Source organism: Pollutimonas bauzanensis, from assembly GCF_900129885.1.
Classification (GTDB): domain Bacteria; phylum Pseudomonadota; class Gammaproteobacteria; order Burkholderiales; family Burkholderiaceae_B; genus Pollutimonas; species Pollutimonas bauzanensis.
This window is the reverse complement of sequence record NZ_FQXE01000016.1, coordinates 119,291-130,043: the sequence shown is the minus strand read 5'-3', so window position 1 is coordinate 130,043 and position 10,753 is coordinate 119,291. Positions and strand designations below refer to the sequence as shown.

General features: G+C 61.2%; 9 protein-coding genes. 4 read left to right on the top strand and 5 right to left on the bottom strand.

Annotated features, from left to right (window positions below; genetic code table 11):
• The first annotated feature begins 369 nt into the window (after positions 1 to 369).
• The 3 genes from BUB23_RS22365 to BUB23_RS22355 all read left to right on the top strand — a co-directional run bounded on the left by BUB23_RS22365 (position 370) and on the right by BUB23_RS22355 (position 3,706).
• On the top strand, positions 370 to 1,434 hold the full coding sequence (locus BUB23_RS22365) for an ABC transporter substrate-binding protein (protein ID WP_084136200.1): 1,065 nt from the start codon (positions 370 to 372) through the stop codon (positions 1,432 to 1,434).
• Between the two features lie 132 nt (positions 1,435 to 1,566).
• Positions 1,567 to 2,418: an ABC transporter permease gene (locus tag BUB23_RS22360; RefSeq protein ID WP_073108208.1), complete on the top strand. Its 852-nt coding sequence runs from the start codon at positions 1,567 to 1,569 to the stop codon at positions 2,416 to 2,418.
• Position 2,419: 1 nt separating this feature from the next.
• Complete coding sequence (locus BUB23_RS22355) at positions 2,420 to 3,706, top strand: quaternary amine ABC transporter ATP-binding protein (RefSeq protein ID WP_073108205.1); 1,287 nt, start codon at positions 2,420 to 2,422, stop codon at positions 3,704 to 3,706.
• Positions 3,707 to 3,777: 71 nt separating this feature from the next.
• Here BUB23_RS22355 and BUB23_RS22350 read toward each other — a convergent pair whose 3' ends face one another.
• The 3 genes from BUB23_RS22350 to BUB23_RS22340 all read right to left on the bottom strand — a co-directional run bounded on the left by BUB23_RS22350 (position 3,778) and on the right by BUB23_RS22340 (position 7,312).
• The gene (locus tag BUB23_RS22350; RefSeq protein WP_073108203.1) at positions 3,778 to 5,199 is read right to left on the bottom strand and encodes an MATE family efflux transporter; all 1,422 of its coding nucleotides are present in this window, start codon (positions 5,197 to 5,199) and stop codon (positions 3,778 to 3,780) included.
• Entirely contained in the window at positions 5,196 to 6,950 is a 1,755-nt protein-coding gene (locus tag BUB23_RS22345; protein ID WP_073108200.1) for an ArnT family glycosyltransferase, read from the bottom strand. Before BUB23_RS22345 ends, BUB23_RS22350 begins: the two co-directional genes overlap by 4 nt.
• A gap of 92 nt (positions 6,951 to 7,042) precedes the next feature.
• Positions 7,043 to 7,312 carry a type B 50S ribosomal protein L31 gene (locus BUB23_RS22340; protein WP_073108198.1) on the bottom strand — a complete coding sequence of 90 codons (270 nt, stop codon included), beginning with the start codon at positions 7,310 to 7,312 and terminating at the stop codon, positions 7,043 to 7,045.
• A 300-nt stretch (positions 7,313 to 7,612) separates the two neighbouring features.
• On the opposite strand from BUB23_RS22340, the gene BUB23_RS22335 reads away from it, so the two are divergent.
• Positions 7,613 to 8,536 (top strand): LysR substrate-binding domain-containing protein, encoded by a 924-nt coding sequence (locus BUB23_RS22335; protein WP_073108196.1) that lies wholly within the window; start codon positions 7,613 to 7,615, stop codon positions 8,534 to 8,536.
• On the opposite strand, the gene BUB23_RS22330 is transcribed toward BUB23_RS22335, so the two are convergent.
• The gene (locus BUB23_RS22330) at positions 8,533 to 9,537 is read right to left on the bottom strand and encodes a Bug family tripartite tricarboxylate transporter substrate binding protein (protein WP_073108193.1); all 1,005 of its coding nucleotides are present in this window, start codon (positions 9,535 to 9,537) and stop codon (positions 8,533 to 8,535) included. The two genes, BUB23_RS22335 and BUB23_RS22330, sit on opposite strands and share 4 nt — an antisense overlap.
• A complete protein-coding gene (locus tag BUB23_RS22325) occupies positions 9,534 to 10,733 on the bottom strand; it encodes an aminotransferase class V-fold PLP-dependent enzyme (RefSeq protein ID WP_178372384.1) in 1,200 nt (399 codons plus the stop codon). Before BUB23_RS22325 ends, BUB23_RS22330 begins: the two co-directional genes overlap by 4 nt.
• Positions 10,734 to 10,753: the final 20 nt, after the last annotated feature.

Genomic DNA, 10,753 nt, shown 5'->3' with positions numbered 1-10,753 from the left:
CCACGCAAAGAACAGCAACCACGCAAAGAACAGCAACCACGCAAAGAACCAGCAGCCGTGCAAAGAACCAGTAACCACGGCGGCGAGTCGACCTCTATCCCCCCGCAACAAATCCACTCCCAATGCAAGCAAATAATCATGAGGTTTTAATTTCTGCTAATTGCGCGTAAAATGCCGCAAACCTCATGGTTTTTCAATTCGCGTATAGCGGGCCCTTGCCGGCCCCATACCTGTCAACGAGTACCCAGTACTCCTCACGCTAGTGTCGGTATGTATTGGCGGCCATCCGTCTTCCGCACACCCCCTTAGCCCTGGCGCACCGCAGCGGTAATCCTGGTGCGTCCATGTCACTTAAGGAGGCAAACAGCCATGTCTTTACATGTGAGCCCTTCACATATCGCGCTCATCCCGAGCGCCCCCTCGCCATTCAAGCGAATAGTCCTCGGCCTCGGCCTGGCCACAGCCTTGCTCGCCTTCGCCGCAGCAAGCAACGTCGCCCAGGCAGCCCAGGAACCCCAATGCGAAATCGACCGCCCGCTCAAGTTCGGCGGCATGAACTGGGAATCCAATCTCGTCCTCGTCGAAATCGAGCGCTTCATTGCCGAAAAAGGCTACGGATGCGAATCCGAAGTCCTGCCCACCGAAACCTTGCCCGCCCTGGCCGCGCTTGAACGCGGCGACCTGGACATCAATACCGAAATCTGGCTCAACAGCGTTGCCGAGCCTTGGGCCAAAGCCGAGGCCGGCGGCAAAGTCAAGCGCATAGGCGACCTGTACATGGGCGGCGAAGCCTGGTTCATTCCGCGCTATACCGCGGAGCGCCTGCCGGACCTGAAATCGGCGGCCGACCTGCCCAAATTCAAAGATGAATTCAAAGACCCCGAAGAGCCCAGCAAGGGGCGGTTTTACGGCTGCCCGGCGGGCTGGGGCTGCGAAGTCGTCAGCGGCAACCTGTTCAAGGCGCTGAACCTGGAGGACAGCTTCACGCTATTTTCCCCCGGCACCGGCGCCACGCAGAAGGCCGCCCTGACCGCGGCATACCAGCGCAAAGAAAACATGGTGTTCTACTACTGGTACCCGACGCCCCTGGTCGGCGCCATGGACCTGGTCAAGCTGGAACTGCCCGCCTACGACAAAGCCAGGCATGCCTGCCTGACCGATCCCAATTGCGCCCAGCCGCAAGCGTCGGCCTACCCCGACAATCCGGTCTTCACCGCGGTATCCACCCAGTTCACCCAGGACGCACCCAAGCTGACCGAATTCCTGTCCAAGGTGGCGGTGCCTTTGCCTGTCATGGATAAAGTCATGGCCCACATGGAAGAAACCGAAGACGAGCCCCAGGATGTGGCCAAGTGGTTTCTTGAAAACGAAGGCGGCATCTGGAACGCATGGCTGCCGGCCGATGTCGCCGGCCGCGTAAAAGCAGCTCTATAGCATTCGTGACCCTCGCGCCCCGCGGGGCGCGCCGGCGACGCGCCGGCAGTTCTTGCAGGCGGCGACCTCGTGGTCTGCCGCCGGCAAGAGAGTCTGCAGGCCATTCTTAACGAGTTTTACGGAGTTGATTTTATGTTTCCCGAAATTATTGCGCCCCGGGCGCTGCGCGCGCCCATCGACGATTTTGTCGGCGGCATCGTGTCCAGCTATTCCGATGTGCTGCGCGCGCTTACCCAGCCTTTGCTCGACCTGCTGATCTGGATGGACCAGGTCGTGCGCTATTCCCCCTGGTGGACCGTGGTCCTTGCCGTCATGGGCCTGGCCTGGCTTGCCAGCCGGCGCATCGGCTTTTCCGTCATTATCGGTTTCATGCTGTGCCTGATCGGCGTCATCGGCCTGTGGGATGCCGCCATGCAGACCCTGTCTCTCATGATTGTCGCGGTGCTGATGTCGGTGGCCATAGGCATACCGGTGGGCATCATGATGGCCAGCTTCAAATGGCTGCGCGCCGTCATGCTGCCGGTGCTCGACGTGATGCAGACCATGCCCAGCTTCGTCTACCTGATACCGGTCGTGATGCTGTTCAATCTGGGCAAGATCGCCGCCATCATCGCCACGGTCATTTACGCGGTGCCGCCGGTGATACGCCTGACGGACCTGGGCATACGCCTGGTCGACAGCGAAGTGCTGGAAGCCTCGCGGGCTTTCGGCGCAAACCGGATAAAGCAGTTGTTTGGCGTGCAGTTGCCGCTGGCCATGCCCAACATCATGGCGGGCATCAACCAGACCACCATGATGGCGCTGGCCATGGTGGTGATCGCGTCCATGATAGGCGTGCGCGGCCTGGGCTATGAAGTCCTGCAAGGCATCAACCGCCTGCAGGTGGGCCGGGGCGTGCTGGCCGGCCTGGGCATCGTGATCCTGGCGATCATCTTCGACCGCATCACGCAGGCCTTCGGGCAACGCCAGCACAAGGGAGCCTGACATGGCCAAGATCGAAGTACGCAATATTTTCAAGATTTTCGGCCCGCAGCCCGGGCGCTGGCTGGACGACGCCCGGGCCGGCATCGACAAGCAGGAATTGCTGGCCAAAAGCGGCCATACGCTGGGCCTGCGCGATATCAGCCTATCTATCGAAGAAGGCAGCATCTATGTGATCATGGGCTTGTCCGGTTCGGGCAAATCCACGCTGATACGGCACTTCAACCGGCTCATCGAACCCAGCGCGGGCCAGATACTGGTCGATGGCGTGGATGTGATGACGCTGGGAAAAACCGCGCTGGAAAAATTCCGCCAGCAAAAAATGAGCATGGTGTTTCAGCGCTTTGGCCTGTTTCCGCATCGCACGGTGATCGAGAACGTGGCATATGGCCTGCAGGTGCAGGGCATGGGCAAGGAGGAGCGCCGCGGGCGCGCGCAGCACTGGCTGGAGCAGGTCGGTCTGCTGGGTTTCGAAAACCAGTATCCGCATCAGCTGTCGGGCGGCATGCAGCAGCGCGTCGGCCTGGCGCGCGCCCTGGCCACCGATGCGGAGATCCTCCTGATGGATGAAGCGTTTTCGGCGTTGGACCCCTTGATCCGCCGGGAGATGCAGGACCAACTGCTGCAATTGCAGGCCCAGTTGAACAAGACTATCGTGTTTATCACGCACGACCTGGACGAGGCGCTGCGCCTGGGCAACCGCATAGCCATCCTCAAGGGCGGCGAACTGGTGCAGGAGGGCACGCCGGAGGATATTCTTCTGGCGCCGGCCGACGATTACGTCCAGTCCTTTTTGCAGGACGTCAACCGCAGCAAGGTGCTCAATGCGGCGCATGCCTGCAACGAGCCTTCGCTCACGCTGACCATGCGCTCGCGGCCCAGCCATGCGGTCGAACGGATGGCCGCCCGGCGCTTCGACTATACCGCGGTGCTGGACGGCAAGCGCCTGGCCGGGGTGCTGACCCGCTCAGCGGCGGAACGCGCGGTGCGCGACGGCGCGCGCGATGTGGCGCGCTATGTCGAGGACATGGCGTCGGTTCCCGCCACGGCGGGGCTGGATGAAGTCCTGGGACGGATGCTGCGCAGCACGGAGCCCTTGGCGGTAACCGGCGATAACGATGAATTCCTGGGGATGCTGTCGCGCAGCAAGGTGGTGGAACTGGTCACGCCGGTGATCGAGGGCGGCGATACGAACGATGCCGCGGCGGGCGACGACTCCGCGCCCGCCGCGGCCATGGCGGATCCGGACACGGAAGCGGCGCCGCCAGGCGAGCAGCGCACGGCCGCGTAAGCGCATCGGCGCGCGGGCCGGATCGCAGGCCTGCGCGCTTGCATTGCCTGCGCGCCTACATGCTTGCGCGCCTACATGCTTGCGCGGGCCGCGCGGCGGGCGTATTGGCGCACGATATGCCCGTACCAGCCGAACAGCAGCGCGGCCGAGAAGCCCAGGCCCATAAGCGCCATCAGCCACATGCTGGCGGCGCCGGTGGGAGCGCCGGGCATGATGCGGTCGATGAGGGGGCGCAGCGCGCCGGCGGCCGGGCCGAATCCCAGCCACCAGCCGCCGATCAGGCCCAGGCCGGTCAGCGCCACGATCTGCAGCAGCAAGGGCACGACGGCCACTTTGTAGGCGCGCAGAAGATAAGAGCCTATGCACTGCATGGCGTCGCATAAATGGAACCAGGGCAGTACCTGCAGCAGCGCGGCGGCGACGGCGGCGACTTGCAGGTCGTCGGTATAGGCGCGCAGGATGGCCGACTTGCCGGCGATCAGGACGGCGGCGGTCACTCCGGCCCCGGTCGCCACGATGGCTATCCCGGCCATGCCGGTCTGGCGCGCCCTTTGCACATCCCTGGCGCCGATCGCCTGGGCGGTCAGCGAGGCGGAGGCGATGCCCACGGCCATGGGCATCATGTAGCACAAGGCGGCCAGGTTGGACATGATTTGATGCCCGCCGGTCACGAACATGCCTTCGCGGGCGACCAGCAGGGCCATGAAGCTGAAGGCGCAGATTTCGATCAGGTACGAGGCGCCCATGGGTATGCCCAGGCGCAGCAGTTCCTTCTGGCTGGCCCAGCGGGGCATGCCCAGGCTGGGCCTGAAGCGCAGGTAATAGGGATCGTGGTAGATCGCCCACAGCCCGGCTCCCAGCGCCAGCCAGCCGGTGACGGCGGTGGACAGGCCGGCGCCGGCGGCTCCCATCGCCGGCAGCCCCAGCTTGCCGAACATGAATATCCAGTTGAAGAAGAACTTGAAGACAATGCTGGCCAGGTTGATGGTCATGACGACCTTGGGGCGCGAAACGGCGGTGCTCAGGGCGTAGATGGTGCGGAAGATCAGGGTGGCGGGCAGCGCCAGGATCAGGGCGCGCAGATACCAGGTGATGCCGCTGCGCACGGCGGGCTCGACCTGGCCCGAAAAGGCCAGCCAGACATTGGGGAACAGCATGGTCGCGGCGCCGACCGCCGACAGCCCCATGGCCAGCCACACCCCCTGGCCCCAGGCGCGCCCGACCTCGAGATAGCGCTGGCCGCCGAAGTGCTGGGCAATGATGGGAATCAGGGCGTGGACCACGCCCATCAAGCCTACGAACACGGTAAGGTAGATCGATGCGGCCAGCGCCATGGCCTGCAGGTCGGCGGCGCTGGCGTGGCCAGCCATGGCCGTGTCTATCACCCCGAAGGCGATGCTCGCCCAGGAGCTGATCAGGACCGGCCACGCCTGGCGCAGGATTTCCTTGACGTAGAACCCGAAGCGCCTGATTTCGGGAGCGCGGGCGGTCATGGCTTGTCGATGCGCAGCAAACGGAAGATTTCGTGGCGGTCCGCGCCGCGCTTGCCTTGCCAAACCACGGCCGCCGAGTCGGAGTAGGCGGCGGTGCCGTCGGCCACGCCCTGCAGGGATGTCTGCTGCAGGATCAGGGTGCACTTGGAGTCGTAGCTGAAATTGATGGCGTTGAACACCAGGAAGGAAGCCCGCTGGCCGCTGCCTACGCCGAGGGCGCGCACGCATTCGTGGGGTTTCTTGTGGACCTGCAAGGCGGCGGCCAACTGCGCCGAAACGCCGCGGTAGCTGCGCACATAGTCCAGCACCGGCATCCATAGCGTCACCAGCATCAGCCAGGTCACGATGAGGCCGCCCGCCGACAGCACCGTGCCGCGCCACAGCGCCACGGGCTTGCTGTGCAGCCTCCAGCGCACCAGCGCAATCCATGCCAGCGTGCCCAGGCAGGCGATCAGCAAGGCCGGCCAGGAGACGAAGGCCTCGTAGCCGCGCGTCTGGCGCGCAATGTTATAGGCGATCTGGCGCGGCCAGCCCGTCTGCAGCGCGATCCAGCCCAGCCATACGGTGGCCGTGCTCAGCGAAAAGCACATCACGGCAAACCAGTCCAGCGAATTGACGACGCCGCGGCGCAAGGTGGGCAAGGCAAAAGCGGCCAGCACGGCGGCCGGAACGGCCATCAGGCTGTATTCGGGTTCGAACACGTCGGCCAGGAACAGCATGGTGACCAGCGGCCACACGGCGAACATCAGGGGTATCCAGATGTGGGGCGCCGCCAGCCACGAACGCCAGCGCCACAAGGCCAGCAGGGCGAATGGCCAGGTGGGCCACAGGAACCAGGGCAGGTCGCGCACCATGCTCAGCATGACGTCGTAGCGCGGCCAGCTGAATGATTGTATGTTCCACAGCCACCAGTTGTGCGTCCAGTAGCCGCCCAGCCGCTTGGCCGGGATCCACCACAGCAGCGCCATGGTGACGCCGATGACCACGCTGATGATCAGCCATTTCCTTTCCGGCCAAAGGGCGCTGTGCGGGCGGAAGCAGAATGGCACGGCCAGCATGATGGGCAGCGCGCCTATCCAGCCGCGCGTCAGGAATGCGGCGCCCAGGGCCAGGCCCAGGGCGATGGCGCCGGACACGGGCTGGTCCAGCATGCGGGTGACCGCGTAAAAGGCCAGGGCCTGGAAGGCGATCAGGGCCGGCACCTCGGAGGTTTCGTGCATGCGCCACAGAATGCCTACCGTCGCCACGATCAGCAGCAGGGCGGCGTCGGCGATCATGCGGCCGTAGTCGCGCACGGTGGGCTCGCCGCCGAAGGGCAGGGCCAGTGGCTGCGGTTCCGGGCGGCGGCCCAGCAGATAGCTGCCGTACCATACCGAGCCGGTGAGCAGGCCGAACCACAGCAGATTGGGCAGGCGCGACGCTATCACCGCGGCGTCCAGCGGGGTGGTGAAGTATTCGAACAGGGGACCGAAAAGCCAGATGCTGAACGCGCCCACCCACATGGGCAGGGGGCCGTCCTGGGCATGGGCCAGCACGCCGATCTGGGGCAGCAGCATGGCCGAGCCCGGGCCGTTCAAGGCCGTCATCATGGTGGCCAGGCCGACCACGTCGTCGGTTTTCCAGGGATCGCGAAAGAACAGGCCCGCCAGGATGTAGACGACACCCACTGCCAGCAGGAACAGTCTGGGTAGTTTGACGGTTGCCGTCGCGGTCAGGCGGGCAGGCGTGGAAAGGGAGTCGTTCGAAGACACGGGTGCGCCCTAAGTAGGGTGGAGGGGACTATCTTAAATTAAAAAGGCAGCCCGGAGGCTGCCTTGGTCAAACGCGGGCAAACCCTGCCGGCTTACGAAGCCTTGCGAGCGGTGGTGCCTGCGGTGCGGGCAAAGCGGGCACGGAATTTCTCGACGCGGCCGGTTTCGACGATGCGTGTCTGCGCGCCGGTGTAAAACGGATGCGATTCCGAGGTAACGTCGCACTTGAACAAGGGGTAAGTCTTGCCATCGAGTTCAACGGTTTCGCGGCTGTGCAGCGTGGAGCGCGAAATGAACTTGGTGCCGGTCTGCTGATCCAGAAACACCACTTCGCGGTATTCGGGGTGGATGCCTTCTTTCATGATCTATTCCTGTTGTATCTTCATAAGGGCGGGTCGCCAGCCAGCTCATGAGCTGGCCACGTATCCAAAGTAACGGAGCATTCTAGCATGGGGGCGGGCCGCTTTCCAAGCTGAATCTGCCTTTACGCCACTTTACGCGGCAAAGGCGGTTGTTCGCGGGCATCATGGGCCGCTGCGGGCGGGCGGCGGCATGGTGTTTCAGGCCCGCCTTGATGACTTCCCGCGGATAGACCTACTGACATACACGCTATTATCTGGCTTTGTAATGCGCACCTCGTCGCAACTTGGCGGATCCCACGTATGAGCAATGCCCAAACCCGCATACTTTCCCGTATTCCATCCCTGCGGTCGCTGCTAGTGTTTGACGTGGCGGCGCGCCATTTGAATTTAGTCCGGGCTGCGGAAGAATTGTGTGTTTCCCAGGGAGCCCTGAGCCGCCAACTCAAAAGCCTGGAGGGACACTTGGGGCTTGCCCTGTTCGAGCGAGGCCCCAGAGGTCTGAAATTCACCCCTGAAGGGGAATTGCTTTATGACTTTACGTCACGAGCGTTTTCGTTGGTGAGCGAGGGAATACACAGACTTGGGCTTCAACCGGAAAGGAGCACGCTAGTTGTCTCCGCGGCCCGAAGCTTTGCTCAAAGAGTGCTGGCCAGCCGGCTTGTAAGCTTCACAGCGGCCTATCCCCACATCGAGCTGCACCTTGACGTACACCGCTACTATGCGGATCTGGAGACGTCGGGAGCAGACATATCGATCCGTTTGGGCCGAGGAGACTGGGAAGGCTACCAGATTCAGCCTTTGACGCGAGACCGTTTGGTGCCGGTCTGTGCGCCTTCGGTCGCGAGTTTCATTGAAAAGGAAGGTCTGGTTCCAGGCCATATCCCGTTGCTTTGCAGTCAGGAGAGGCCCTATGTGGAGCATTGGAATGCATCTGTGCCGGCACGCGCGATCGCTAAGGAAGGCCGCATGTGCCTGATTTTCAACGATTCAAGCACATTGCTCTCGGCGTTGGAGAGTGGCTTGGGTATCACTGTGACCCGGTCATCTTTGATCGAGGACGCGCTGGAGCAAGGCATCTTGATTCGCCCCTTCGATGAGGAGCTTGTAGACGCGTTGGACTACTATGCCGTGTGCTCTCAGCGCTCAACTCACAAGTTGGCTGTAAGGCAGTTCATGGATTGGCTGCGCTCTGCTTTTTCCCCCGAAGCGCAAGATAACCGTTAGTTGACACGGATCCCCGACGCCTTGATGATCGAACCCCACCGATCGTACTCGCGATTGAAGTACTCGGTGAATGCAACGGGGCTCTCGCTATTTTGAGGGGTGACACCCATATTCTTGAAGCGGTCCTTCAGGTATTCAGACTGGGTCGCCTTGACGACAGCATCATGGAGCTTTGCAACGATGGGTTCGGGCGTGCCTTTAGGAACCATGACTGCAAACCAGTTGACCGCCACAAGATCAGCAAGGCCCTGTTCCTTGGCAGTCGCCACCTCTGGAAGCAGCACATCCCGCTCTTCACTAGTGACAGCCAGGGCAATGATTTTTTTCGACTTCACCAGTTCCAGGATGCCTGGCAAGTCAGCCATGACTCCGGTTAGATGCCCGCCCAATGCGTCATTTATTGCTGGCCCGGTGCCTTTGTAGGCGACGTCACGGACATCAACATTTGCGGCGGTTTTCAACAGCTCTATAGCCAGGTGAGAGTTACCTCCTATCCCGGACGTTCCTAGAGTAATCGATCCAGGTTTGCTTTTTGCCTGGGCCACGAAGTCAGCCAGAGATTTCATGCCGGCATCTTTATTTACTGCAAGCACCTGGGGCGTCATTCCCACCAGCGATATGCCCAGGAAGTCACTTTTCATGTTGTACTTTACGCTGCTGTAGACTTGCGGGTTCAGTACGAAGGGACTGATGCTTCCCAAGGTTATTGTGTATCCATCCGGAGCGGAATTGGCCACGTGCTCGGTGCCGATCATCCCATTGGCGCCAGGTCTATTGTCAACGAAAACCTCGACACCTAGTTGTTTTCCCAGCTCCGGCGCCAGAATTCTTGCAATCAAATCGTTAGACCCGCCAGTCGCAAAGCCGACAACCAGGCGTATTGGGCGCTTCGGGTAATCGGCTTCACCTTGAGCAGCCGTGGTCTGACTCAGCCCAAAAGAAAGAGCCAGCGCGCTGAAGATGGCGGTAAGTTTGCGTCGCGGTACACAAGCGTGTTTCATTTCAATTCTCCTATATATTTTCTAGTTAGGCCAAGGACAACTTTGATCTCGTCCATGTTGTTGTAGATATGCATGGAGAAGCGAAGTAGCCCTCTACGCATGGAGAGCTTTACTTTATTTGCCAGCAGGTACCGGTACAGCCCGTTCAATAGCTCATCGTTGGTGCCGGAATCTCCGCCTGAGCCATACTGACCGACTGTGACGATCTGACCCGTATGGGGTCCTGGGGCGCCTCCGCAGACAGGCAGGCCAAGCTCGGTGAATCCGTCGGCGAGCTTTGTGGCCAGGGAAGTGACATAAGCGTCTATTTCCTTGGTTCCTATCTTCAGGATCAACTCGAGTGAAGCATGAGCCGCGCATACGGCTGGGAAGTTGTAGTTGCCCAGGTCGAAGCGACGTGCAGCCGCCATAAACTTGAAGTCACTCCCGCCAAAATCTGACTCATGGGCGTCAGCGTTGCCCATATCGATGCTGAAACGGGCGATGTATGCTGGGCGCAATTTTTCTGCAAGCTCGCGGCGGATGTACAGAAAACCCATTCCATACAGGCCCAGCATCCCTTTCTGAGTGGAGACCGAAAGGGCGTCGATATTCATCTGCTTGACGTCTGTATGCGAGACGCCGACGGATTGCGCACCATCGACGAGAAATACCGTCCCGTTGGCTCGGCATGCTCGGCCGACCTTCTCCAAATCGGTACGAAATCCGGGGGAGAACGATATGCTGGAGGCTGTAAGCAGGCGCGTGCGCTCGTCCATCGCGGCAATCATGGCGTCGACCGGCATGAAACCATTTTCATGGTGCACAAATCGGACTTCCACTCCATGCTGGCGCAGGTTCAGCCACAGGTAGATATTATTGGGATGCTCCAGTTCCGGGCAGATGATCACGTTATCGCCGCTACGCCATTGCATGGCTGTGCAAACCATGTTCAGACCCTCGGAGGTGTTTTTTGTATATGTGACCTCGTCTGGGTGGCAGTTGATCAGAGCGGCAAACTGATCGCGTACTTTCTCGGTTGTTTCAAACAGCACACTTTTATCAATGCGGCCGTACATGCAATCGTCAAGATAGGCGTCCAGCGCAGCCCTAACTGGCGTGGCGAGAGGCGCGCGCCCGCCAAGGTCCAGATACACCAGTTCGCGTGTTACAGGAAAGAGGCTGCGGATTTGAGAAAGGTTGGCTTCCAGGTTCAAGTTCATGTCTTAGAAAGTGT

Bases quoted from the DNA above. Each gene is read 5' to 3' on its own strand.
- BUB23_RS22355 (WP_073108205.1), top strand. From the start codon at position 2,420: ATGGCCAAGATCGAAGTACGCAATATTTTCAAGATTTTCGGCCCGCAG.
- BUB23_RS22350 (WP_073108203.1), bottom strand. From the start codon at position 5,199: ATGACCGCCCGCGCTCCCGAAATCAGGCGCTTCGGGTTCTACGTCAAG.
- BUB23_RS22330 (WP_073108193.1), bottom strand. From the start codon at position 9,537: ATGAAACACGCTTGTGTACCGCGACGCAAACTTACCGCCATCTTCAGC.
- BUB23_RS22335 (WP_073108196.1), top strand. From the start codon at position 7,613: ATGAGCAATGCCCAAACCCGCATACTTTCCCGTATTCCATCCCTGCGG.
- BUB23_RS22365 (WP_084136200.1), top strand. From the start codon at position 370: ATGTCTTTACATGTGAGCCCTTCACATATCGCGCTCATCCCGAGCGCC.
- BUB23_RS22340 (WP_073108198.1), bottom strand. From the start codon at position 7,312: ATGAAAGAAGGCATCCACCCCGAATACCGCGAAGTGGTGTTTCTGGAT.
- BUB23_RS22360 (WP_073108208.1), top strand. From the start codon at position 1,567: ATGTTTCCCGAAATTATTGCGCCCCGGGCGCTGCGCGCGCCCATCGAC.